At 59.8% G+C, this 22,105-nt stretch carries 23 protein-coding genes, 1 tRNA gene and 2 pseudogenes; 18 read left to right on the forward strand and 8 right to left on the reverse strand.

All coding sequences use genetic code 11. The features are described 5' to 3' along the window. The first annotated feature begins 199 nt into the window (after positions 1 to 199). The 9 genes and pseudogenes from WIN67_RS09410 to WIN67_RS09450 form a co-directional block, all read left to right on the forward strand. Positions 200 to 1,639 (forward strand): PLP-dependent aminotransferase family protein, encoded by a 1,440-nt coding sequence (locus WIN67_RS09410; RefSeq protein ID WP_110652120.1) that lies wholly within the window; start codon positions 200 to 202, stop codon positions 1,637 to 1,639. A 76-nt stretch (positions 1,640 to 1,715) separates the two neighbouring features. Continuing rightward, positions 1,716 to 2,219, forward strand: coding sequence for a translation initiation factor 2 (locus WIN67_RS09415; protein ID WP_123392209.1), 504 nt, complete (start codon positions 1,716 to 1,718; stop codon positions 2,217 to 2,219). Positions 2,220 to 2,388: 169 nt separating this feature from the next. Next, positions 2,389 to 2,643: a YkgJ family cysteine cluster protein gene (locus WIN67_RS09420; protein ID WP_102863885.1), complete on the forward strand. Its 255-nt coding sequence runs from the start codon at positions 2,389 to 2,391 to the stop codon at positions 2,641 to 2,643. Positions 2,644 to 2,681: 38 nt separating this feature from the next. After that, the gene (locus tag WIN67_RS09425; protein WP_339071082.1) at positions 2,682 to 3,290 is read left to right on the forward strand and encodes an START domain-containing protein; all 609 of its coding nucleotides are present in this window, start codon (positions 2,682 to 2,684) and stop codon (positions 3,288 to 3,290) included. A 145-nt stretch (positions 3,291 to 3,435) separates the two neighbouring features. Further along, positions 3,436 to 3,669, forward strand: coding sequence for a hypothetical protein (locus WIN67_RS09430; protein WP_102878949.1), 234 nt, complete (start codon positions 3,436 to 3,438; stop codon positions 3,667 to 3,669). A 214-nt stretch (positions 3,670 to 3,883) separates the two neighbouring features. Then, positions 3,884 to 4,225, forward strand: a complete 342-nt coding sequence (locus WIN67_RS09435) for a ribonuclease E inhibitor RraB (protein WP_102878950.1) — start codon at positions 3,884 to 3,886, stop codon at positions 4,223 to 4,225. Positions 4,226 to 4,610: 385 nt separating this feature from the next. Next, positions 4,611 to 4,718 (forward strand): annotated as a pseudogene (locus tag WIN67_RS09440) (hypothetical protein); the annotation flags it as partial. An 11-nt stretch (positions 4,719 to 4,729) separates the two neighbouring features. Beyond that, positions 4,730 to 5,680, forward strand: a complete 951-nt coding sequence (locus tag WIN67_RS09445) for an alpha-E domain-containing protein (protein WP_123392214.1) — start codon at positions 4,730 to 4,732, stop codon at positions 5,678 to 5,680. Then, positions 5,677 to 6,007, forward strand: a pseudogene (locus WIN67_RS09450) (transglutaminase N-terminal domain-containing protein); the annotation flags it as partial. The gene WIN67_RS09445 and the pseudogene WIN67_RS09450, both read left to right, overlap by 4 nt. Positions 6,008 to 6,036: 29 nt before the next feature. Here the strand turns inward: WIN67_RS09450 and WIN67_RS09455 are convergent. Both WIN67_RS09455 and WIN67_RS09460 read right to left on the reverse strand, forming a co-directional pair. Then, the gene (locus WIN67_RS09455) at positions 6,037 to 6,843 is read right to left on the reverse strand and encodes a cytochrome c (RefSeq protein WP_339071083.1); all 807 of its coding nucleotides are present in this window, start codon (positions 6,841 to 6,843) and stop codon (positions 6,037 to 6,039) included. Continuing rightward, complete coding sequence (locus tag WIN67_RS09460) at positions 6,840 to 7,031, reverse strand: hypothetical protein (protein ID WP_339071084.1); 192 nt, start codon at positions 7,029 to 7,031, stop codon at positions 6,840 to 6,842. The genes WIN67_RS09455 and WIN67_RS09460 overlap by 4 nt, the downstream gene beginning before the upstream one ends. A 669-nt stretch (positions 7,032 to 7,700) precedes the next feature. On the opposite strand from WIN67_RS09460, the gene WIN67_RS09465 reads away from it, so the two are divergent. From WIN67_RS09465 to WIN67_RS09475, 3 genes are all read left to right on the forward strand, one after another. Next, positions 7,701 to 8,906: an acetyl-CoA C-acetyltransferase gene (locus WIN67_RS09465; RefSeq protein ID WP_102863878.1), complete on the forward strand. Its 1,206-nt coding sequence runs from the start codon at positions 7,701 to 7,703 to the stop codon at positions 8,904 to 8,906. 25 nt (positions 8,907 to 8,931) lie between these two features. After that, entirely contained in the window at positions 8,932 to 11,076 is a 2,145-nt protein-coding gene (locus tag WIN67_RS09470) for a 3-hydroxyacyl-CoA dehydrogenase NAD-binding domain-containing protein (protein ID WP_339071086.1), read from the forward strand. A gap of 105 nt (positions 11,077 to 11,181) precedes the next feature. Further along, a complete protein-coding gene (locus WIN67_RS09475) occupies positions 11,182 to 11,904 on the forward strand; it encodes an amidotransferase (RefSeq protein WP_102878953.1) in 723 nt (240 codons plus the stop codon). A gap of 41 nt (positions 11,905 to 11,945) precedes the next feature. On the opposite strand, the gene WIN67_RS09480 is transcribed toward WIN67_RS09475, so the two are convergent. The 3 genes from WIN67_RS09480 to WIN67_RS09490 all read right to left on the reverse strand — a co-directional run bounded on the left by WIN67_RS09480 (position 11,946) and on the right by WIN67_RS09490 (position 14,700). Then, a complete protein-coding gene (locus WIN67_RS09480; RefSeq protein ID WP_102878954.1) occupies positions 11,946 to 12,917 on the reverse strand; it encodes a magnesium and cobalt transport protein CorA in 972 nt (323 codons plus the stop codon). Positions 12,918 to 13,075: 158 nt separating this feature from the next. Next, complete coding sequence (locus WIN67_RS09485; protein ID WP_102878955.1) at positions 13,076 to 13,798, reverse strand: lysophospholipid acyltransferase family protein; 723 nt, start codon at positions 13,796 to 13,798, stop codon at positions 13,076 to 13,078. A gap of 212 nt (positions 13,799 to 14,010) precedes the next feature. Further along, on the reverse strand, positions 14,011 to 14,700 hold the full coding sequence (locus WIN67_RS09490) for a crotonase/enoyl-CoA hydratase family protein (protein ID WP_339071087.1): 690 nt from the start codon (positions 14,698 to 14,700) through the stop codon (positions 14,011 to 14,013). A gap of 319 nt (positions 14,701 to 15,019) precedes the next feature. Between WIN67_RS09490 and WIN67_RS09495 the strand changes: the two genes are divergently transcribed. Then, positions 15,020 to 15,109 (forward strand) — tRNA-Ser (locus WIN67_RS09495). Between the two features lie 438 nt (positions 15,110 to 15,547). Here the strand turns inward: WIN67_RS09495 and WIN67_RS09500 are convergent. Next, positions 15,548 to 15,817: a hypothetical protein gene (locus tag WIN67_RS09500; RefSeq protein ID WP_339071088.1), complete on the reverse strand. Its 270-nt coding sequence runs from the start codon at positions 15,815 to 15,817 to the stop codon at positions 15,548 to 15,550. Positions 15,818 to 17,003: 1,186 nt separating this feature from the next. Between WIN67_RS09500 and WIN67_RS09505 the strand changes: the two genes are divergently transcribed. The 4 genes from WIN67_RS09505 (at position 17,004) to WIN67_RS09520 (ending at position 19,357) form a co-directional block, all read left to right on the forward strand. Beyond that, positions 17,004 to 17,468 carry a hypothetical protein gene (locus tag WIN67_RS09505; RefSeq protein WP_422394670.1) on the forward strand — a complete coding sequence of 155 codons (465 nt, stop codon included), beginning with the start codon at positions 17,004 to 17,006 and terminating at the stop codon, positions 17,466 to 17,468. Between the two features lie 397 nt (positions 17,469 to 17,865). Continuing rightward, positions 17,866 to 18,231 (forward strand): glycine zipper domain-containing protein, encoded by a 366-nt coding sequence (locus tag WIN67_RS09510; RefSeq protein WP_102863869.1) that lies wholly within the window; start codon positions 17,866 to 17,868, stop codon positions 18,229 to 18,231. Positions 18,232 to 18,340: 109 nt separating this feature from the next. Further along, on the forward strand, positions 18,341 to 18,502 hold the full coding sequence (locus WIN67_RS09515) for a hypothetical protein (RefSeq protein ID WP_339071089.1): 162 nt from the start codon (positions 18,341 to 18,343) through the stop codon (positions 18,500 to 18,502). Between the two features lie 159 nt (positions 18,503 to 18,661). Continuing rightward, the gene (locus WIN67_RS09520) at positions 18,662 to 19,357 is read left to right on the forward strand and encodes an HAD-IA family hydrolase (protein ID WP_339071090.1); all 696 of its coding nucleotides are present in this window, start codon (positions 18,662 to 18,664) and stop codon (positions 19,355 to 19,357) included. A 133-nt stretch (positions 19,358 to 19,490) separates the two neighbouring features. Here WIN67_RS09520 and WIN67_RS09525 read toward each other — a convergent pair whose 3' ends face one another. Beyond that, positions 19,491 to 20,237 carry a 3-oxoacyl-ACP reductase family protein gene (locus tag WIN67_RS09525; protein ID WP_110595223.1) on the reverse strand — a complete coding sequence of 249 codons (747 nt, stop codon included), beginning with the start codon at positions 20,235 to 20,237 and terminating at the stop codon, positions 19,491 to 19,493. Positions 20,238 to 20,363: 126 nt separating this feature from the next. Between WIN67_RS09525 and WIN67_RS09530 the strand changes: the two genes are divergently transcribed. Then, a complete protein-coding gene (locus tag WIN67_RS09530) occupies positions 20,364 to 21,287 on the forward strand; it encodes a LysR family transcriptional regulator (protein WP_110595224.1) in 924 nt (307 codons plus the stop codon). Positions 21,288 to 21,323: 36 nt separating this feature from the next. Here the strand turns inward: WIN67_RS09530 and WIN67_RS09535 are convergent, their stop codons facing one another. After that, positions 21,324 to 22,052, reverse strand: a complete 729-nt coding sequence (locus WIN67_RS09535) for an aspartate/glutamate racemase family protein (protein WP_016964340.1) — start codon at positions 22,050 to 22,052, stop codon at positions 21,324 to 21,326. Between the last annotated feature and the right edge of the window lie 53 nt (positions 22,053 to 22,105).

Genomic DNA, 22,105 nt, shown 5'->3' on the forward strand with positions numbered 1-22,105 from the left:
GATCCCTTTGCCCCTGAAAAGCCCGACGCCTCGCAAGCGTTGGGTTTTTTTATGTCTGAGGGTGTCGCAAAAACTCGACAGTTCTACTTTTCACTGGCCTGTGTCCTCGACTATTGTAGAAACTGTCCCAGTACACTTCTAAACTGTGCCGGTATTGTTTCACACAAGAATAAAACGCCGTGAAATCGAGTGCTGCGCCATGACCAATCTCTTGCTCTATCAACGTATCGCTCAGCAACTGGCTGAGGATATTCGCCGTGGTGTCTACCAGCCGGGGGAGCGCGTACCGTCGGTGCGCAAGATGAGCTCGCAGCTCAATGTCAGCCACGCCACGGTGCTCCAGGCCTACGCCAATCTGGAAGATCAGGGGCTGATCCGCGCGCGTCCCCAATCGGGTTACTACGTGCACCAGACCCCGGCTCTGACCGCGCCGACCCCGGATATTGCCCGGGTCGAACGTCCAGGACTGGTCACGCGCAGCAGCATTATTCAGCAGGTGCTGGTGGAGTCCCGTCGCGAGGGCGTGTTTCCCCTGGGTGCGGCAGTGCCCAGCGTTGACTATTTGCCGGTGCGGGCGCTGCACCAGCAATTGGCCAAGGTCACGCGTTTTCACAGTCCGCGGGCGTTCAGCTATATGTTCAGCCCGGGATTCGAGCCCTTGCGGCGTCAGGTGGCGATTCGCATGCGCGATGCCGGGGTCGTGGTCGACCCTTCGGAAGTGGTGATTACCCACGGATGCGTCGATGCCTTGCAGATGTCCCTACGGGTCCTGACCCGGCCGGGTGATCTGATCGCCGCGGAATCGCCGACCTATTACGGGCTGCTGCAACTGGCGGACCTGCTGGGGCTCAAGGTCATCGAGATTCCCAGCGACCCCTCTACGGGCATGAGCCTTGAGGCCCTGCAGCTGGCGGCCAACCAATGGTCGATCAAGGCCTTGGTACTGACTACGCGCCTGAGCAACCCCCTGGGTGGAACCATGCCGGAGGAGCGGCAGAAGCAACTGCTGCGCCTGGCTTCGGACTTCGATATCCAGGTGGTCGAGGACGATATCTACGGCGAGTTGATGTTCGAAGTGGGGCGCACCAAGGCCCTCAAGGCCTATGACCGCCTGGACCGGGTGATCTACTGCTCAAGCTTCTCCAAGACCCTATCGCCGGGAGTGCGTATCGGCTGGATGATTGCTGGCAAGTATCAGCAGGAGATCCAGCGCCTGCAGACCTTCAGTACCCATTCCGCATGCAGCGTGACGCAGATGGGGGTTGCGGCGTATCTGGAGAACGGTGGTTATGACCGTCATCTGCGCTACATCCGCCAGGAATACCGCAAGAACCTCAGCGCCTTTCAACTGGCGGTGCAGCAGCATTTTCCGGAAGGTACGCAGATTACCCGGCCCAACGGCGGGTTCATTCTCTGGGTCAGCCTGCCGGGACGGGTCAACACCCAGGAACTGCACGTGCGGGCTTTGCAGCAGGGCATCAGTATCGCTCCGGGGTTGATCTTCAGTAACACCGAACAGTTCAACCACTGCGTGCGCCTGAATTGCGGGACACCTTGGAACCGCGAGGCCGAGCGAGCCTTGATGACCCTGGGCATGCTCGCCAGTCAGTTATGCCAAGAAGCGGCCGGCGGATTCTAGACAGTGCGGTCCCATGCTTGTCATGGGGCTTGCAACAAGCGAGCATAGGGCACCTTTTGTCGATCTACCTGCCTTTATGAAAGCCTTTTTTCCTGTCATCTGGTTGAGTGCCTGCCTCTTGGGAGTCGTTGCGGCGCCTGTCCAGGCGGCCTCGACCCCGGATAAACCGGCTGCCAGCGTTACTCATTCAAGCAAGGCCTCCAGCACCAAGCAGGCTCCAGCGAGCAAGACCAAACCGTCCGCCAATGCCAGCAAAGCCCAGCCCAAGAAAAAGGCCAAGCCTGCGCCCAAGAAGGCCAAGTCCAAGTGGGCCTATCAAGATATCAACACACCTCTGGCCAGTCCCAAGCTCGACTTGAGCCTGCCACCGGAAATGGTCAAGCACTTGCAGCCTGTGGGAGCGCTGCCGCTGCCCAAGCGCGAGCCTCTGCTGCCGCAGATGTTTGGCGAGAAGCCCAAGGACAGCAGTCCGTTCCAACTCAACGGTCGATTGCTCAGCAACGAAATGCAGTTGCAGTTACGCAACGAGGAGCGTCGGGATATCGAGGGCGCTGCCCTGGATTTCGAGTTCAAACAGTAAATTCATCAACCTCTCTGTGACCGAGTTGACCGGCACTTTGTCGGAGACTGATCAGTCACGCACGGTTGTGCGTCAAATCCGTTCTTTGAGTAATTTTAAACGGCTGTTTTAGCGGTTACTCTTGTCCGGCCTCATTCAACACTATGCTTGTCGCGAGGAGCTTTTCGTCATGAACTGCCGTGAAGGTTGTGGCGCTTGCTGCATTGCCCCTTCTATCAGTACGCCGATTCCTGGAATGCCCAATGGCAAGCCGGCGGGAGAACGTTGCCTGCACCTTTCTGTCGAACACCTGTGCGGTCTTTTCGGCAGGCCGGAGCGGCCAGCGGTTTGTGGGGCATTTCAGGCGGATCCTGAGGTGTGTGGCGAAAGCCGAGAAGACGCCATCCGTTTGCTCGGTTGGTGGGAGCAAGTGACGGCTGCTTAGTTTTAATGAACGGAACTTCAACAATAAGGAATAAGACAATGGGTTTGCTGCATCGAATTGCTGTGCTCTGTGGTTTAACCGTGCTGCTGTCGGCAACGGCCCACGCCGAAGACTGGCAAACGGCCAAGGATGAAGACGGCATCAAGATTTCCTTGAGTGAAGTGGCCGGTTCCAAATACAAGGCCTATCGCGGCGTCACCACCATGAAGACCTCCATCGCCAAGCTTCGCGCGCTGCAGGAAGACGTGGCCGGTGCCTGCTCCTGGATTCATGAGTGCAAGAGCCAGAAGCTGCTCAAGCATGAGGGTGATCAAAGCTGGACCTACACTCAGTTCAATACCCCCTGGCCAGTGACTGCCCGTGACTCGGTGCTGCACATTACCTCCAGCGAGGCCGCCGATGGCAGCCTGATCCGTAAGCTGGAAGGCGTGCCCACCTACATTCCCGAAGAGAAAGGCTTCGTGCGTGTGTCCCAGGTTGAGGGTTACTGGAAGTTTGTGCCCAAAGGGGCCGATCAGGTGGAAGTGACCTACCAGGTGCATACCGAGCCGGGTGGCAGCGTGCCGTCCTGGCTGGCCAACAAGTTCGTGGTGGACGCGCCCTTCAACACTTTGAAGGCGCTCAAGGCCCGTGCCGAAAAGCCGTAATCGGCTGATTGTCCACGGGATTCATCAAGGCCGCCTCCGGGCGGTCTTTTTATTGGTTTGTCCCCGCCAGCACTGTGGAACGTTTGCCTCGCACTCAAGGTCGAGATGCTGTAGGTCCACTCATGGGGCTATCAAGGAGGCGTTGATGCAAAAGTGGCAAGTCACTTTCGTGGATGATCATGGCGTCCAGTCCGTCGAGCAGTTCGATTGCGAGCAGCAACCGACGTTGGAACGCGCCGCACAATTGGTCCGGGCCAGGTTGCTGCCAGTGAGTGCCGAACTGGATCTCAATGATCTGGATGGGCGCACCGATTCCCCTACCCTCAAGAGCTTGAAAGAGCAGAACAGCATTCAGATTCTCAGCATTACGCCGATGTAATGAGAGCAGAGAGGGCTCCGACAGCAATTTCTGGCGTCGTCCAGGTGTTGGCGCTAATCTGCAAACGAGATCAGCGAATTCTTCGCTAAGCTCTGATCTTGTCAGCTCCATGCTTGTTTCCTGACGACCCGCCCCGGGTCGTGATGCCGGTCACTTTTGGCCGGTGGGTCGGGAAGCACGGAAAGTCTATCCATCGGTTTGAGGAGGACGTTTCATGAGCACAGCCTTTCAAGAAGACCTCAGCAGCAGTGTGTTGCGCCGCATGAAAGAAGGCGGTTTTGACTTTTCACGATTCCATCCCATCGAGTTCTACGCCATTTTCCCGGATGAGGAGCGGGCACGCAGGGCGGCAGGACAGTTTCGCGGTGAATCCTTGAATGCCCAGGTCAGCGTGCGTGACGACGGCGCCTGGTATCTGGAGTTGAGCAAGGTGATGTACGCCACCCATGGCGGCATCGGGGATTTTGAACAGGACTTCGAGGCAGTGGTCGAACCCCTGGGCGGCATCATTGAAGGCTGGGGGGTGAAACAGGAGATCCGTGGGCGTCTGGTATAGCTAAGGTTGTGTGCATCGAGACTGACAATTGGCTGGCCTGCGGGTCGGCCAATTGTGTTTTCAGGGGCCGCAAAGGCAAAAAAAAGCCACCCGACAGGGTGGCTAAAAGGGAAGACCGGTCAGGAGAGGGAACCGGTCGGGAGAGCCCGGACCCGGTTGTCATCGGCGTCATCAAGGTTGCAGCAGCAACTTCATCAGGCTTGGTGAAGTGTTTGCTCGATGGGGCGATTATCCCCGTGTGTCCCCCAGCGGTGAAATCAACTCTGACTATGCTGGTGATAGCCAAAACCTGCGCCTGGCCATTACGTACAAGGGAGCGGCAGCGGCTTCGCGCAGCGAGGGTAGGCACGCCAGGTTGCTGCTTGTCCTCGCCGATCGCGAAACCCGTGTGGTGTCCGGTGGTCTTACTCGTGTGGTCCTGCGTGAAGGCTCCCTGGTGGTGAACTCCTCCCAGGTTGGCGGCACCAAGGACACCTGGGTAGTGGAGGATTAAGGACGCCTGCCATGTTGAGTCGAACCGCTTCAGACCTGTACTGGATGTCCCGTTATCTGGAGCGCGCGGAAAACCTCGCGCGGATGCTCGACGTCAGCTATTCGCTGTCGCTGATGCCCCAGGATGGGCACGGTGACGGTCTGCATGAACTGGCCATGCCGCTGTTGATCACCGGCACCCTTGAGGACTACCGGGCTCGCCATGAGACGCTGCATGCCGAGCGGCTGTTGCAGTTCTTTGCCCTGGATGCCGCCAATCCGGCCAGCATTTATAGTTGCCTGGGTTCGGCCCGGGCCTGTGCCCACGCGGTACGCGGGCGGATCACCGCCGATATGTGGGAAAACGTCAACGCCACCTGGCTGGATATTCAACAGATTGCCCGCCAAGGTCTCAGTACCTACGGCATGAACCGCTTTTGCGAATGGATCAAGGAGCGCTCCCACCTGTTTCGCGGAGCCTCCTACGGCACCATCATGCGCAACGATGCCTTCCGGTTTATCCGCCTGGGCACCTTTATCGAACGGGCCGACAACACCCTGCGCCTGCTGGATGCCCGCTACGAGATGACTGGCGACCAGGTTGATGCGGTCGGTGACGGTACCGCCCGTGCGTATTACCAATGGAGCGCCTTGCTTCGCGCCCTGTCGTCCTTCGAGGCCTATACCGAGATCTACCGCGAAGCTCCCGGAGCCCGGCATGTCGCCCAGTTGCTGCTGTTGCATGCCGACGTGCCGCGCTCGTTGCGCGCCTGCACCGAAGAGATCGACCAGATCCTCGCCAGCCTGCCAGGGGACAACGGGCTTCCGGCCCAGCGTCTGGCGGCGCAGATGAATGCGCGTCTGCGCTGCATCGGCATTGATGAAATTCTCGACGAGGGCCTGCATGCCTGGCTGACCGACTTCATTCCCCTGGTGCGCCAGTTGGGCGATGCCATTCACCGTGCCTACCTGGAGGCTGCGTGAGACTCTCCATCAGCCACGCAACCGCCTATCGCTACCAGCACCCGGTACGAACCAGCATCCAGTACTTGAGCCTGACGCCCCACGACAGTGAGCGCCAGCAGGTGCTCGCCTGACCGAGGCTGATGAAGCGTTGCGTGAGTTTGCCAGTCAGCAATCCGCAAGGCGCTGTGATCGTGCCGCTCTGGTCGAGCTGATGCAGGGCTTCACCAGCTCATGGCCTACACATTGAGGGCAACGGATGTGGCTACCAGCGCGGCCGACGCTTTTCGCCGGGGCGGTGCCGGCGAACAGATGCATACCAGGATTGTGCAAGCAGCAGTCACTTCTGCAAGCGCCGGCTCGCTGGCGAAAGGGACTCAAGGAATCTGCTTGCGCCCCGCCATATGCCGGAGGTACTCCAGCAACAATTCCAGCTCCCCATCCGGCAGGACGCTGTTGCTGAACCCAGGCATTTTCGCCTGGGGCCAGCGCCTCAGGCTTTGCGGATCGCGGATATAGCGCTTGAGAAAATCACTGCCGAAATACTCGGTGGGGTTATAGGGAATGTTCAGGTCCGGTCCGAACTGAGAGTCGCCAGCGCCATTGAGTCGGTGGCAGGCCAGGCAGTTCTTCTGGAACAGGGCGAACCCCTGGTTGACTGGATCATCGACCGCCAGCTTCGGGTCCGGGCCCAGGGCCGGGAAACGCTCCGCCACCGGCGCCAGGCGCTGAATGCGCGCAACCTGGAACGGCCATTGCTCGGGGCTGATATGCCCGGCCGCGGGGTTGCTCCATACCAGGTAGAAAGGTCCGGCGCTGGGCTTGTCCGCTGCCAGTGTCGGCCAGGGTTTGTCAGGGTCCTCAATGGCCAGCCAGGCCTGGGCGCCCTTGCGATTGAGCAGGGGCGCGGCGTTCAACTCTGCGGCAAAGCCGTCCAGGGCCACGGCCTGCAGATGGTCCTCGGCCTTGAGGCCCTTGAGCAGGGCCGCCATGGGCACGGCTCGGTACTGCATCTCGCGCTTGTAGGACACATCGTCCTTGATGCGGATGTCCCGGGCTTCGGGGTGCTTGAGCAGTTCTTCGGTTTGCCAGGTGCGGCTGTCTGAGCCCAGGTCGATCAGCAGTTGCGCAGCGTATAGCGGACTGCTCGACAACAGAGCAGCGCAAAGGATGAGAGCTTTCAATTGATGTCCATCGGATCGTCGTCAGTGGGTTCGTCGCCGGGGAGTACATCCTCAGGTTGCGACACATGGTCGAACAGGGCAGCCCGGAGTTTTTCATGGTTACCGCCGTTGACGATACCGAAATGGCCGCGTTTGACCAGGGTGTCTTCGGCTTCCAGGGCATGCTGGCCAGTGTCGCTGTAGCTCACCACCGTGGCGTTTGGGGGCCAGCACCACGTTGCGCAACTGCTGGGCCACACCCTCGGCACTGATGCCGATAACGTCCTCCAGTTCCTCGGGAAGACTGGCACGCAAAACTGTCCCCCGGTAGGAGCCGGGGGGCGATTTTCTATCTCGTTGGTCGAGCAGCCACAGATCAGCCGATCACTTTGGTGAGGTTCGGCAAGATCAGCAGCAGTGTGGTTGCAAAGAGAATGAGCCCCGCCTGGCGTACTTTCGAATGTTTGAACATGGCTGAATGCCTTTTGTTGTTATTCCTGAGCATCTATGCACGCCGGTCGCTGTTTTTTTTACGATGAGCCGGCTATGTGTCCTTTTTCTGATCTGTCCCGGCGCAGAATCCGTCTGGGACTTCCTACAGTTTCTACCTTAGGGGCCTTGAATCCTCTGGCTTAGATCCAATTCGTATGAAGTTATAGCTGCACTTCCTTAAAAAGCTATAAATCCGCCCGAATACCGGGTGGCCGCCCTTTGGCTAGACAGCTCGCGACCCTTCATCGGTGGATCGCTTAGCTGCCTACCGTTCGTCTGAGCGTCACCGTCAAGGCGGCTGAGCGCATCGGTCATTGAATCCGTCGCTGCCGCGCCTAATGTGGGAGCTCGACATTTCCCCCCCTGGATAGCGGTTCGAGGACGTCATGACCCAAGCTTTGATATTCGATGCGTTACGCACGCCCCGTGGCAAAGGCAAGGCTGATGGCGCCTTGCACAGTGTGAAACCGGTGAATCTGGTTGCCGGCCTGTTGCGGGCCCTGCAACAACGTTGCGAGCTGGACACCAGCCAGGTGGACGACGTGGTCCTGGGCTGCGTGACCCCCATCGGCGATCAAGGGGCCGATATCGCCAAGACCGCCGTCCAGGCAGCGGACTGGGATGTGAGCGTGGCGGGGGTGCAGATCAATCGCTTCTGCGCCTCGGGGCTGGAGGCGGTCAATCTGGGCGCGATGAAGGTGCTCTCGGGCTTCGAGGAACTGGTGGTGGTCGGTGGCGTCGAGTCCATGTCGCGGGTTCCCATGGGCAGTGATGGCGGCGCCTGGGTACTGGACCCCGAGACCAACATGCACAGTCATTTCACGCCCCAGGGGATAGGTGCCGACCTGATTGCGACCCTGGAAGGTTTCTCCCGCGAGGACGTCGACCGCTTTGCCCTGCAATCCCAGCAGAAGGCTGCCCGTGCGCGCTCCAGCGGTGCCTTCGGCAAGTCCCTGGTGCCGGTTCAGGACCAGAACGGCATCGTGCTGCTGGACCACGACGAATTCATTCGTGCCGATTCAACCCTGGAAGGCCTGGGCAACCTCAAGCCGAGTTTCGAGATGATGGGGCAGATGGGCTTCGACGCCACTGCGCTGCGGGTCTACAGCCATGTGGAACGCATCAACCATGTGCACACCCCGGGCAACAGCTCAGGAATCGTCGACGGTGCGGCGCTGATGCTCATCGGCTCGCAAGCCAAGGGCCGGGAGCTGGGACTCAAGCCCCGGGCGCGGATCGTTGCCACTGCGGTGACCAGCACCGATCCCACCATCATGCTTACCGGCCCGGCACCGGCCACTCGCAAGGCCCTGGCCAAGGCCGGGCTGCGAGTCGAGGACATCGACCTGTTCGAGGTCAACGAAGCCTTTGCCTCGGTGGTGCTCAAGTTCATCAAGGACATGGCCATCGATCCGGCCAAGGTCAACGTCAACGGCGGCTCCATCGCCATGGGCCATCCACTGGGCGCCACCGGTTGCGCAATTCTCGGCACCTTGCTCGACGAGCTGGAAGTCCGGCGCCAGCGCTATGGCCTGGCCACCCTCTGTGTCGGCGGCGGTATGGGTATCGCCACCATCATCGAACGCCTCTGAGCCCCGACTTCAAGGAATTTCCTTCATGACCGATGCCATCCGTTACGAAAAGGGCCAGGACCAGATCGTCGTCCTGACCATCGATATGCCGGGCCAGAGCGCCAATACCATGAACGCGGTGTACCGCGATGCCATGGCCGCTGCAGTGGCCCGGCTGCAGGCCGAACAGGATTCCATTGCCGGGGTGATCATTACCTCGGCGAAAAAAACCTTCTTTGCCGGTGGAGACCTCAATGAGCTGATCAAGGTCGGCAAGCCGCAGGCCAAGGCCTTTTACGACATGGTGCTGACCCTCAAGGGCCAGTTGCGTGCCCTGGAGACCCTGGGCAAGCCCGTGGTCGCCGCGATCAACGGTGCCGCTCTGGGCGGTGGCTGGGAGATCTGTCTGGCCTGCCATCGCCGAATTGCACTGGACGACAAGTCGCTACAGATCGGTCTGCCGGAAGTGACCCTGGGCCTGCTGCCCGGTGGCGGTGGCGTGGTGCGCATGGTGCGCATGCTGGGCCTGGAGAAGGCCTTGCCTTATCTGCTGGAGGGCAAGAAAGTGCGTCCGCAGCAGGCGCTGCAGGCCGGCCTGATCGACGAACTGGCGACAGATCGCGACGACCTGCTGGCCAAGGCCCGGGCCTGGATTCAGGCCAACCCGGCAGCCAGGCAACCTTGGGATGTGCGCGGCCATCAGATTCCTGGAGGTACGCCGGCGAACCCGAAAGTGGCGCAAATGCTGGCCATTGCCCCGTCGATCCTGCGGAACAAGACCCAGGGTTGCTTCCCGGCACCGGAGAAGATCCTCTGCGCCGCCGTTGAAGGCGCCCAGGTGGACTTCGACACCGCGCAACTGATCGAGACCCGCTACTTCACCGAGCTGACCACCGGCCAGGTGGCGAAGAACATGATCGGCACCTTCTGGTTCCAGCTCAACGAGATCAATGCCGGCGGTTCACGTCCTCAAGGCATAGCGCCGCAGACCACGAAAAAACTCGGGGTACTCGGTGCCGGGATGATGGGCGCGGGGATTGCCTACGTCAGTGCCGTCGCAGGCATCGAGGTGGTGCTCAAGGATATAAGCCGCGAAGCGGCGGAGAAGGGCAAGGCTCACGCGGCGGCGCTGCTGGAGAAAAAAGTCGCGCGCGGACACATGAGCAACGAGCAGCGTGAGGCAATCTTGGCGCGGATTCTCACCACGGCTGAAGAGACCGACCTGGCCGGCTGCGACCTGATCATCGAAGCCGTGTTCGAGGATCGAGAACTCAAGGCCAAGGTGTCCAGGGCTGCCCAGCAGGTGGTCGGCGTGGACGCCGTGATTGCCTCCAACACCTCCACCTTGCCCATTACCGGGCTAGCCACCGCAGTACCCAATCCGGACAAGTTCATCGGTCTGCATTTCTTCAGCCCGGTGGAGAAAATGCCTCTGGTGGAAATCATCAAAGGGGCGAAGACCAGCGATGAAACCCTGGCTCGAGGTTTCGACTTTGTCCTGCAGATCAAGAAGACCCCGATTGTGGTCAATGACAGCCGCGGTTTCTTCACCTCCCGGGTGTTCGGTACGTTTACCAACGAAGGCATCGCCATGCTGGGCGAAGGCATCGCGGCACCGATGATCGAAGCCGAGGCGCGCAAGGCCGGGATGCCCGTCGGACCGCTGGCAATCTCCGATGAGGTTTCCCTGAGCCTGATGAGCCATATTCGCCAGCAGACCACCAAGGACTTGCAGGCCGAAGGCCGGCCTGCCATCGAGCATCCGGCATTTGCCGTGATCGATTTGTTGCTCAACGAATACAAGCGAGCGGGCAAGGCTGCCGGAGGCGGCTTCTACGACTACCCGGCCGGCGGCCAGAAGCACCTGTGGCCGCAATTGCGCACGCGCTTCTACAAGGCCGACGGGCAGATCTCGCCCCAGGATGTGCGCGACCGCCTGCTGTTTATCCAGGCCATCGAAACCGTGCGCTGTGTGGAGGAGGGCGTGTTGCAGTCCACCGCTGACGCCAATATCGGCTCGATCTTTGGTATCGGTTTTGCGGCCTGGAGCGGTGGCGCCCTGCAGTTCATCAACCAGTACGGGGTGCAGGATTTCGTCGCTCGCGCGCAGTACCTGGCGGAGCAGTACGGCGAGCGTTTCACCCCGCCGACGCTGCTCCTGGAAAAGGCCCGCCAGGGCCAGTTGTTCTGACACAAGCGGGCAGTAAATGACCCGCCCCGGGGCTTGCCTTGCCGTGGTATTTCAAGGCAGGCTCTGGGGTGTTCATTATTGCCATCGCCTTGTCAGGAATTTTTTATGTCGCTACGCATCTGCATTCTTGAAACCGATATCCTGCGTCCCGAACTGGTCGATCAATATCAGGGTTACGGGCAGATGTTCCAGCGTCTGTTTTCCCAGCAGCCCATCGCCGCCCAGTTCAGTGTCTACAACGTGGTCCAGGGCGAGTATCCCGGCGATGAGCTGGAGTTCGATGCCTATCTGGTGACGGGCAGCAAGGCCGATTCCTTCGGTACCGATCCCTGGATCGAAACCCTCAGGACCTACCTTTTGGGTCGCTACGAGCGCGGCGACAAGCTGTTGGGCATCTGCTTTGGTCATCAGTTGCTGGCGTTGCTCCTGGGGGGCAAGAGCGAGCGGGCGAGTCAGGGCTGGGGCGTGGGAACCCACAGCTACAAGTTGGCGGCCAAGGCGCCGTGGATGAGCCCGGTGGTGGAGGAACTGACCCTGTTGATCAGCCATCAGGACCAGGTCACCGCGTTGCCGGAAAATGCCACGGTGATTGCCTCCAGTGATTTCTGCCCCTTCGCGGCCTACCACATCAACGACCAGGTGCTGTGCTTCCAGGGGCATCCCGAGTTCATCCACGATTACTCCCGGGCCCTGCTGGATCTGCGCCAGGAGTTTCTCGGCGAGCAGATCTACCAGAAAGGCGTGGCCAGCCTTGAGCACGATCATCACGGCACCACCGTTGCGGAGTGGATGATGCGCTTCGTCGCTCACAAGCCTGAAGCGGCCTGAGTGCGCCTGTGGCCCTGCCGCAAGGGCAGGGCCATCGTCACTCAGAGCCAGCCTGAGCGCTTGAAGCTGGCCCAGAGACCGACACAGCCGACACTGATGAAGCCCAATACCCCAAAGTAGCCGTAGTGCCAGCTCAGTTCCGGCATGTTCTGGAAGTTCATCCCGTAGATCCCGGCTACCGCTGTTGGAAACGCCAGGATCGCTGCCCAGGCGGCGAACTTGCGTTGCACGATGCTTTGCCGAGAAGCCTCCAGCAGCACGCCGATCTCGATGGTCTGGCTGGCGATGTCGCGCAGGGTCGACAGGTCTTCCATCTGCCGAGTGACATGAATCTGCACATCACGGAAGTACGGGCGCATGTTCTTGTCGATGAACGGAAAGCTGAGCTTCTGCAACTCCTCGCTGATCTCCACCATGGGCGCCACATAACGGCGCAGGCGCAGCACGTCGCGGCGCAGGCCGTGGAGGTTCTGGATATCGCGCTCGTTCAGTGAGTTGCTCAGCACATTGCGTTCCAGCTCGTCGATTTCCCCGTGGATGGCCTCGCTGACCGGCTGGTAGTTCTCGGTGACGAAGTCCAGCAAGGCATAGAGGACGAAGTCTTCGCCGTGCTCGAGCAACAGTGGGCGCGCCTCACAGCGCTGGCGGACATAGCCGTAGGAAGCCGATTGGCCATTGCGGGCGGTGATGATGTAACCGTTGCCGGCAAAGATGTGGGTTTCGATGAACTCCAGCTTGCCTTCGGTCCGCACGGGGGAGTAGGTGACGATGAACAGTGCGTCGCCGAAGGTTTCCAGCTTGGGCCGACTGTGTTTCTCCAGAGCGTCCTCAATGGCCAGCTCGTGCAGGTTGAACTGGCGCTGCAGATTGGCCAGCTCGTGGGCGTTGGGTTCTTCCAGACCGATCCAGACGAAGTGGCCGGGTTTCGCGGCCCAGGCAGCCCCTTCGTCGAGGCTGATATCAGCGACTTTCTTCCCGCCGCTATAAACGGCGGCAGCAACAACTCTACCCATGGTTGCGGTTCACTTCTTCTTATCAATGGTGGCGATGACAGATCAGCAGCAGCTTAGCCTGCAATGCAGCATCAGAGTCACTGGTGCAGCTTGAGTTCGGCGATAAATAAAAGCCCGCACGAGGCGGGCTTGGTGGCGTCACAGATGGGGCGGCAGCTTCAGGCCGCTTGCAGTTGGCGATCCATGTTGGCAATGCACTCGCGCATCTGCTCGCGGCACTGGGCAATCAGCAAGGGCATGTCTTCCATGGTCAGCCCGGCCGTGGGAATAGCCGGCAGCGAACGGATAAGGATCTTGCCACCGTTCCAGCGGTTCAGGTGCATGTGCTTGATGTAGCTGCTGACGCACACCGGCACGATCGGCACACCGGCGGCGATGGCCATCTGGAAGGCGCCTTTCTTGAAGGGCAGCAGGTCTTCGCCGAAGTTGCGCGTGCCCTCCGGGAAGACCCAGATCGAGGTGTTCTTGTGCTGCAGGGTGTGGGTGGTGGTGAGCATCGAGCGTCGGGCCTTAAGCGGGTTGCCGCGATCGATCAGAACATTGCCCGCCAACCAGAACAGTTGGCCGAACAAAGGCACCCATTTCAGGCTCTTCTTGCCGATGCACACGGTGCGCCGTGGCACCACGTTGCCGAACACGAACAGGTCGTAGTTGGACTGGTGGTTGGCGATGATCACGCAGCTCTCGGGCTTGTCCATCAGTGGCCCGACTTCGGCTTTGACCCGCAGGCGCAGAATGCACATGGCCGGCCAGGCGTAGAGGCGGGCGCACAGGCGGCTGTTGTCGGGGTTGAACGGGCGGCACAGCCCCAGCAGCAGGCCCAGGCTGCCGGCCAGGATAAAGTGCAGGCCCATCAACGACATACGAAACAGATACAGCATCTAAACGGCTCACCGGGGACAAAAGGTGGCGCAGTGTACGGATGTGCACTGTTTTCGGCAATTACCGTTCTCAGCCGGGAGATGGGCGATGTTTAAGGGCATGTTTCCGGCTGCGATGGCCGGCAGCGGTCTAGAGCGGTGGGCGCTGGGTGTTCAGGCCAATGCAAAAAGCCCGACACGCAGGTCGGGCTGGATCGGGGAAGGCAGGTGTTTTAGCCCAGGTGTTCCTGGTCCTGGATGATGGCGTTGTCCAAAGTCTCCAGCAGTCCCTTGCGCACTTTCAGCTTGGTGTTCTTGTGGGCCAGCATGTTGATTTTCTTCAGTTGACGCGCGGCAGCCAGGGCGGCGCCTTGCAGTTCCTCGGCGCTCACCACCTTGTCGAGGAAGCCGGCATCCACAGCACTCTGGGGATCGAACATCTCGCCATTGATCACCGAGCGATGAAAGGCCGAGCGCCGCAGACGGTCACGGGCCAGTTCGATCCCCGCGTGGTGCATGGTCATGCCGATCTGTACTTCATTGAGGCCGATGCTGAACGGCCCGTCGACGCCGATACGGTAGTCCGCCGACAGCAGCAGGAACGCGCCCTTGGCCACAGCATGGCCGGGGCAGGCGACGATCACCGGGAAGGGGTGGGACAGCAGGCGGCGAGCCAGGGTCGAACCCAGGGTCACCAGCGCCACGGCTTCTTTAGGGCCGGCAGTCATCACTTTGAGATCGTAGCCACCGGAAAGAATCCCTGGCTGACCGGTAATGATCACCACTGCGCGATCGGCCGTTGCTTGATCCAGCGCGGCATTGAAAGCGGCAATCACGTCCGGGGAGATGGCATTGACCTTGCCATTGCTCAAGGTCAGGGTCGCGATACCGTCTTCGAGATGGTAGGAAATCAACTCACTCATGACGCAATTCCTTGTATTGAAGTGCAGCAGAAGTTACCCACCACGATAGATCTGGTAAAGCGCCGTGACTGACTGGTGAGTCAGGCTTGGGACCTGACATCGGCCTGTATGGCGCTGCGGGTAACGGGTGGTTTCTTCTATATAGCTGTAGGCAAGGCTGGAGAATGGCCGGTTTGCCTTGTCGTCGATGGAGGGCGAATCCCCTTCAAGCAGGGATCGGCCTTAAGCGCATGAAAATTCTGAAAAAAAAGTTTGCCATCTGAAAAGCTATCGACTACATTAGCGCGCCTCGACAGACTGAATCGGTTTGAAGAGATACGGTGAAGTGTCCGAGTGGCTTAAGGAGCACGCCTGGAAAGTGTGTATACAGGAAACTGTATCGAGAGTTCGAATCTCTCCTTCACCGCCACATTCTACAAACACAAACCCCTGATTTTCCTAGAGAAAGTCGGGGGTTTGTGGTTTTTGGCGTCTGAAAAATCTCCCTTTGGGACCCGCATGGGGCCGGTGGGTGTTTTTCGGTGGCGTTGGGTGGATAACAACTGGTTAAGCGTTACCCCCTTTGCGCAGTGAATGAGCTGTATATATCTCGGCGAAATGGCCGAGGTCGAATTCGCCGAGCGATGTCCGCGGCAGCATACACATGGAAAGGTATTTTGTTGCTCTAGTCCCATTTCGAAGAGGCAACAAGGGGTGCCTCTAAACCAGAAGCAATTGTCTGCTGGCGAGGGCTATTGCCGGGTAAAAAGTATGAGGGCGTCTGTATCTTCGAAGTCGTGTGTGGCTGGGCTAAAAGGCTCTGGTGCGTGCTGACTGCGTAAGTTGCGCACCAGGCCTGTCAGAATAGTTACCACTGGCCGCTTATGAGACAGCCGACGATTTCCCAGCCGCTGTATTCCCACCAGGAATATCGATCATCGGAGCAACTACTGGCCAGGCTGGCCATCTGGATTTCGCCAGTTGTCTGATGGGATCTGAAAGGAGTGTCAACAGAGGCTGTCATCTGATTGACGGTCTGGGGAGCCTTGATGGGGGCCTGATGCGCGGAGGCGTTCGCGACAGTTGCAGTGAAAGCGAGCGTCGCGGAAACGGCCAGAACAGTTATGGAATTTTTCATGTTCGAATCCTTTCAGTTAGCTGATATGAGGCTTATGCATAGCCTGACCTGCCTTTATCAGTAATCCGAACAGATCGGGCACGCGCGTAATGTGACGCCATGAAAGCCTACCACCGCGCGACCTCCCGCTCAGTCGCTCAACAGCACTATTGACAAGCTGATAATGGTCTGGGTTTTTTCATGGAAAGAGCTGCCCAAGGGTTCGAATTTTGACGAGCCTGGTGTTGATGCTCTCCCTGAAAATGTCTCCATTCCTAGACATGTACAGCACCACTTCATAAGGCAATTGGATGCCAAGCCCCCGCTAATTTCTGAATGGACGTGCTGCCATATCAAGCGGTCGTCGGGTTCATGGGCCCGGAAATGTGCTCTGGATCATTTTTTCCTCTGATGCCTTGCCACTCGTCGGCACTTGTCTGGTTTGGACGGCAGGTCGACAAATGACTGGCTAGTCTGAAGCGCCGTGACGGTCAGTATTTTCCAGGCAATCAGGAGCTTGCCGGTACTGATCGGTTGTTGGAGGGAGCTGGAATATGAGGAGTCTTGCCTATATCGAAGACAACGGGGATGAGTTCCCAATCAACAACTTGGTGCGTTGCGGTCAGGCCGCATTTGAAGTCGAAGAACAATCCCGAGTCAGTAGCAGAAAGAAAACTGCGCCGCTGCCGGTAGCCAGTAGCACGATGTTCTTTCCCAAGGCAATGCCAAAGAGAAAGTAATCTTAAGTTTTGAGTGCCCCGTTAGATGCGGGGCTTTTTATTGTCCGCAAAATGTTAAATCTGGATGTCTATCAGGATTGATAGTTGTAATTGGAAGAAATGAGTAGTTTGAGAAAAGGCCTGATGTTGCCAATAGTCCTGCTGGCAATAGAGATCCCTGTTTGCGCCGAGCGATGCATCTGTAATGGGGCTTTATCGTGCTGCCAAGCGTGAAGGCTGGTCACGAAGTAGGCGGGTTCATTTTCGGTGGTTGGTTGGGGGCATAACGTTCTTGCCGTTGTTTGCGTATTATTTTTTTCCGATTTTTTTTGGTAGTCGTATTAATAGTTTATCGCCAGTGAGAGGGGGTAATTGAAGAGGCATCCTTTGTGCTTTTAGGAATTTTCTTATCTCAATTGGCTATAACTGGGGATATGTTCCTTATCCCGATTCAAACGGGGCTGCGCATCCAGCGATGATGCCTTTATATGAAAAGTAATAAGGAAATAAACGTGAAAGCTATTTTCAAACTCCTCGCACTGTCCACTCTCGTAGCCGCAGCCACTGGTTGCACCAGCTACAACATCAGCCAGCCATCGTCGCCCATCGATAGCCAGGTCAAGGCTGACCTGAAGGCAGATGTAGCAGTGGGCGAGGCAATCTCGGGCCAGTCGTCGGTGAACATCCTCTTTGGTTTCCTGCAGTTTGGTGGCGATAACCAGTTTGCTGATGGCGTGACCTACGGTGGCGATACTGGCGGCGGTCTGGGCGGTTTGGGCCTGGATCCAGTGAGTGCGGTCAAGTCGGCTGCTGCCTTCAAGGCAGTCAAGTCTTCCGGTGCCGACCTGATCGTGGCTCCACGCTATGAAGTCAGCGAAGAAAACTACTTCGTCTTCAAGAAAGTCTCGGTCACTGTCAAAGGCAACAAGGGCAGCATTCGCAGCATTCGCTGAGATCACTGTTGCCAGTGAGCGATCAGGCCTTTATCGAAGCAGTGGCGGGGTAGCCAACCAAGGGGCTGGCCTGTATTGATCGGCTTCGAGCATCTTCAGAAGGTGAACTGAAGATGTTGGCAGGATGGGAAATTGTGTGATCCGCGTCTGTTGCTCCCAGTCGCGGGTACTTTTCACAGAATCTTCACATCTGCCTGCGTACGCTCAAACCATCCGTTAAAAGCAGTACCCCTAGCCCGTTCCCCAGCGGGCTTTTTTTTGCGCGACGATAAAACTCTTTTAGAATCCGCGGTCCAACCCACCGGAGAGCAACCGGGTGTTGCCGTTACGCTCCGCAGCGGGTGGCGCGCGCTGGGCTTTTGTGTCAGTTCGACAGTCTTTTTTTGAGGTTCAAGTCATGCGTTCAACTTTACCTGCCCTGGTTGTAGGACTTCTGCTGGCTCAAGGTGCGATGGCTGGAGATGGCACTGCCGCCATTGGTGGTGGGCTCGGCGGTGCGCTGGGCAACGTGGTCGGGCAACAGCTCGGCGGCAGCACCGGGGCGGCTATTGGTGCGGGTGTGGCCGGGGCGGCCGGTAGTGCGGCGGGTGCGCGCAAGGGCAGCCGGACCAAGGCTGCGATTGGCGGTGGCCTGGGTTCGGCCGGTGGCTCGCTGATCGGCAATCGCCTGGGCGGCAGCACTGGGTCCACCGTGGGTGCCGGCATTGGTGGTGCGGCGGGTGGTGCCCTGGGGAGCAGCATGGGGCACAAGAAGCGTCATTGATTTAGGCTCTCGTTCAAAATAGCCCGGCCCCGCGCCGGGTTTTTTGTGCGCGTTGCCCAGGGCTTCGCCATACTTGATGCAGCCCGTCCCGCTGTTTAAGGAGAGGATCATGCCCCGTGAAATGCCTGCTAATGTCGAGCCAGGCTCAGCGTCACCGTTGGTGATCAACGACCCGGGGAATGAAGATCCCGGCTCCTTGATGGATGATGCGCTGGTGCCACTGCAGGAAGGGCCTGAAGAAGGAGAGAGCGAGCTCGATCCTGGCGACTGAAACTATCCCGCCTCTCGCACTCTGTACCTTGCCCCTCGGTTGCTCCTGACCCAGCCCCGCCGCTATGCTGCTGAATCCTTTAATTGACGCGTTGCCGAACATAACGGGCCGTACCTGAGCCGCTCCCTGGAATGTACTTTTGCTAACGGATCAGATGCGATGAATGCACAGTTGAATGATTTGGGACCGATCAAGGCGGTCATTTTCGATATGGACGGTCTGCTCCTGGATACCGAAGGTATCTACACCGAGATCACGCAGTTGATCGCCGAGCGTTATGGCCGTACCTACGATTGGACCATCAAGCAAAACATCATCGGACGTGGTGCCGCCGATCTGGCGCGTTACGTGGTCGAGGCCCTGGACCTGCCCATCAGCGCCGAAGAGTTCCTGGTCATGCGCGAGCCCTTGATGCGTGAGCGCTTTCCTCGGGCCGAGGCCATGCCGGGGGCTCAGCAACTGGTACGCCATTTGAAGCAGCACCAGGTGCCAATCGCAGTGGGCACCAGCTCGTCGCAGATGTCCTTCGGCGAGAAAATCACCCGCCATGGCGATTGGTTTGCGCTGTTCGACACCATCGTCACCGCCGATGACCCGGAAGTGACGGCGGCCAAGCCGGCGCCGGATATCTTCCTCACCGCGGCCCGGCGCCTGGGGATAGCCCCAGGGGAGTGCCTGGTGTTCGAGGACTCGCCCTTCGGCGTGACGGCCGCCAAGGCCGCAGGGATGCGGGTGCTTGCGGTGCCCGATCCGGCCATGGCGGATAGCAAGTTCGCCCACGCTGACGGGATTCTGCGCTCGCTCAAGGGGTTTCAGCCCGCCGCCTGTGGTTTGCCGCATCTGGTGTGGGCCTGAGGTCGCAAGGAAACGGGTAGGGAGAAAGGAGGGCGTTGCCAGCCGGTTCGCCCCCTGCGGCAGCCGTTGGCGGATGCCGCGCAAGCAACCGGGCCACCTGCTACAGGTGGCCCGGTTTTTTTGCGTTGACGGATCAGGCGCTGAAACCGCCGTCGATGCTCAAGCTGGCGCCAGTGATGTAGGCCGCTTCGGGCCCGGCGAGATAGGCCACGAAGCCAGCGATTTCTTCGGCGCGGCCATAGCGACGCACGGCCATGAGATCCAGCAGGCTTTCGGCAAAGGCGCCGTCGGCCGGGTTCATGTCTGTGTCCACTGGGCCGGGCTGTACGTTGTTGATGGTGATGCCCCGTGGTCCCAAGTCCCGCGCCAGGCCTTTGGTCAGGCCTACCAGCGCGGCCTTGCTCATGGCGTAGGGACCGCCACCGGCGAAGGGCATGCGCTCGGCATTGGTGCTGCCGATATTGATGATGCGTCCGCCTTCGCCCATGTGCCGCGCAGCCTCCTGGGTAGCGATGAACACACTGCGTACGTTGATGGCCAGGGTCTGGTCAAAGTCTTCCAGCTTGAATTCGTCCAGCGGGGCCATTGCCAGCACGCCAGCATTGTTGACCAGGATGTCGAGGCGGCCGAAGGCCTGGGCGGTACGTTGCACGGCCTCTCGAATGGCGTCGGCGTCGGCGCTGTCGGCCTGAATGGCCAGGGCCTTGCCGCCCTTGGCGATGATGCTGTCCTGCAGGGCCTTGGCCTTGCTCGCGGAGCTGACATAGGTGAAGGCGACGCTGGCGCCTTCGGCGGCCAGGCGCTCGACGATGGCGGCGCCGATACCGCGGGAACCGCCTTGGATCAAGGCCACTTTGCCGCTGAGGTTGTGCTTGCTCATGTGTTTCTCCAGAGATTCAAGGTCGGGTTGCCTTGTGCTTGGCGTCGAGTATCGACTGCTGATTGGCCGCTGTGTAGCGGGTAATTCCTATACTCTGTGTAAACCAAAAGTATGGAATGGTCAGTGATGGAAGCTTTCGGCAGTATCGAATGTTTTGTCCGCAGCGCTGAAGTCGGCAGCTTTGCCGAGGCGGCGCGACGCCTGGGATTGACCCCGGCCGCGGTGGGGAAGAGCGTAGCCAAGCTGGAGGCGCGGGTGGGTGTGCGTCTATTCCAGCGCAGTACCCGGCGTTTGACCCTGACCGAGGCCGGACGCTTGTTCCTGGCAGAAGTCAGCGACAGCCTACAGACCATCCAGAATGCCGTGAGCAGCCTGTCCACCGTCCAGGGGCGCCCGGCAGGCACGCTCAAGGTCAGCATGGGAACGGTATTTGGCTGTTTTTACATCGTGCCGATGCTCGCAAGCTTCCTGCAGCGTTACCCGGACATCCAGCCGGACTGGCATTTCGACAATCGCCAGGTGGACCTGATCGGCCAGGGCTTCGATGCCGCCATCGGTGGCGGTTTCGAGTTGCCACAAGGGGTGGTCGCCCGGCGCCTGGCACCGGCCCATCGGGTGCTGGTGGCCAGCCCGGCCTATCTCGCGGGGCGAGCGCCGATCCGTGATCCGGAGGACCTGCAGCATTGCCGGGGGATCCTGATCCGTTCTCCGCAGACCGGCCGCATCCGTCCCTGGCAACTGACTGGCCGCGCAGGCGGTGTGCGCCCGCTGGAGCTCAAGGCCAGCATGACCATGAGCGATTCCGAAGCCGCCTGCGTGGCGGCCGCCCAGGACCTGGGGTTGGCCCTGGTGAGCATGCCGTTTGCCGTCAACTACCTGCGTTCCGGCGCGCTGCAACGGGTCTTGCCGGATTGGTACGTCGATGATGGCTACACCTCGATCTACTACGCCGAGCACAAGATGCTCCCGGGCAAGACCCGGGCGTTCGTCGACTTCGTCATCGAGCAGTTCGCCGAACAGGGCCTGGCGCAAACCTTCAGCGCCCTGTAGGCGCCGGCTTGCCGGCGAACCCGGCAGTTGCCTGACTCAGCGCCCTGAACGCAGCGGCCAGCCAAGCACCTTTTTTGGCCGTGGCGTCGCGTAGGTGCGCACCTTCGAGGTGGACAGCCCCAGGCGTACCAGCGATTCGGCAATGGTCACCGCCGCCGTGACCCCATCCACCACCGGCACCCCGGTGCGCTGGCGGATCTGTTCATCCAGTCCGGCCATGCCGCCACAGCCCAGACAGATGACCTCGGCCTTGTCCTGGGTCACCGCCAGTTCGGCCTGGCGCACGATGGATTCCACCGCCCGCAGCGGGTCTTCCTCCAGCTCCAGCACCGCGAGGCCGCTGGCCCGTACCGAGGCGCAGCGCTCATAGAGGCCGGACAGCTTGAGCCGGTCCTCGATCAGCGGCACGGTTCGATCCAGGGTGGTCACCACCGAGTAGGCGTGGCCGAGGAACATCGCCGTGCTGGCGGCGGCGTCGGTGATGTCCACCACCGGCACATTCAGCAGCTCCTGCAGCCCTTCGCGGCCGTGCTCGCCGTAACCGGCCTGGATCACTGCGTCATAGGGCTGGTCGTAGGCCAGCACCCGATCCATGACGGCGATGGCCGCCAGGTAGCTTTCGAAGTTGCCTTCCACCGATTCGGCGCCGAAGTAGGGAGTCAGGCCGACGATTTCCGTACCCGGCGCTGCCACGCTTTGTGCCTGGCGGGCGATGGCCTGGGTGATGCTGTCGGTGGTGTTGACGTTGACCACGAGAATGCGCATGGGGGTTCCTTGCAGGTTGGGCAGTTCAAGGCCCGGCGCACCGGGCCGTTCAG

Source organism: Pseudomonas idahonensis (genome assembly GCF_037903935.1).
Lineage (GTDB): Bacteria > Pseudomonadota > Gammaproteobacteria > Pseudomonadales > Pseudomonadaceae > Aquipseudomonas > Aquipseudomonas danubii.

Coding starts and splice junctions, on each gene's coding strand:
- WIN67_RS09410 (WP_110652120.1), top strand. CDS start 200: ATGACCAATCTCTTGCTCTATCAACGTATCGCTCAGCAACTGGCTGAG.
- WIN67_RS09415 (WP_123392209.1), top strand. CDS start 1,716: ATGAAAGCCTTTTTTCCTGTCATCTGGTTGAGTGCCTGCCTCTTGGGA.
- WIN67_RS09420 (WP_102863885.1), top strand. CDS start 2,389: ATGAACTGCCGTGAAGGTTGTGGCGCTTGCTGCATTGCCCCTTCTATC.
- WIN67_RS09425 (WP_339071082.1), top strand. CDS start 2,682: ATGGGTTTGCTGCATCGAATTGCTGTGCTCTGTGGTTTAACCGTGCTG.
- WIN67_RS09430 (WP_102878949.1), top strand. CDS start 3,436: ATGCAAAAGTGGCAAGTCACTTTCGTGGATGATCATGGCGTCCAGTCC.
- WIN67_RS09435 (WP_102878950.1), top strand. CDS start 3,884: ATGAGCACAGCCTTTCAAGAAGACCTCAGCAGCAGTGTGTTGCGCCGC.
- WIN67_RS09445 (WP_123392214.1), top strand. CDS start 4,730: ATGTTGAGTCGAACCGCTTCAGACCTGTACTGGATGTCCCGTTATCTG.
- WIN67_RS09465 (WP_102863878.1), top strand. CDS start 7,701: ATGACCCAAGCTTTGATATTCGATGCGTTACGCACGCCCCGTGGCAAA.
- WIN67_RS09470 (WP_339071086.1), top strand. CDS start 8,932: ATGACCGATGCCATCCGTTACGAAAAGGGCCAGGACCAGATCGTCGTC.
- WIN67_RS09475 (WP_102878953.1), top strand. CDS start 11,182: ATGTCGCTACGCATCTGCATTCTTGAAACCGATATCCTGCGTCCCGAA.
- WIN67_RS09480 (WP_102878954.1), bottom strand. CDS start 12,917: ATGGGTAGAGTTGTTGCTGCCGCCGTTTATAGCGGCGGGAAGAAAGTC.
- WIN67_RS09485 (WP_102878955.1), bottom strand. CDS start 13,798: ATGCTGTATCTGTTTCGTATGTCGTTGATGGGCCTGCACTTTATCCTG.
- WIN67_RS09490 (WP_339071087.1), bottom strand. CDS start 14,700: ATGAGTGAGTTGATTTCCTACCATCTCGAAGACGGTATCGCGACCCTG.
- WIN67_RS09500 (WP_339071088.1), bottom strand. CDS start 15,817: ATGAAAAATTCCATAACTGTTCTGGCCGTTTCCGCGACGCTCGCTTTC.
- WIN67_RS09505 (WP_422394670.1), top strand. CDS start 17,004: ATGAAAAGTAATAAGGAAATAAACGTGAAAGCTATTTTCAAACTCCTC.
- WIN67_RS09510 (WP_102863869.1), top strand. CDS start 17,866: ATGCGTTCAACTTTACCTGCCCTGGTTGTAGGACTTCTGCTGGCTCAA.
- WIN67_RS09515 (WP_339071089.1), top strand. CDS start 18,341: ATGCCCCGTGAAATGCCTGCTAATGTCGAGCCAGGCTCAGCGTCACCG.
- WIN67_RS09520 (WP_339071090.1), top strand. CDS start 18,662: ATGAATGCACAGTTGAATGATTTGGGACCGATCAAGGCGGTCATTTTC.
- WIN67_RS09525 (WP_110595223.1), bottom strand. CDS start 20,237: ATGAGCAAGCACAACCTCAGCGGCAAAGTGGCCTTGATCCAAGGCGGT.
- WIN67_RS09530 (WP_110595224.1), top strand. CDS start 20,364: ATGGAAGCTTTCGGCAGTATCGAATGTTTTGTCCGCAGCGCTGAAGTC.
- WIN67_RS09535 (WP_016964340.1), bottom strand. CDS start 22,052: ATGCGCATTCTCGTGGTCAACGTCAACACCACCGACAGCATCACCCAG.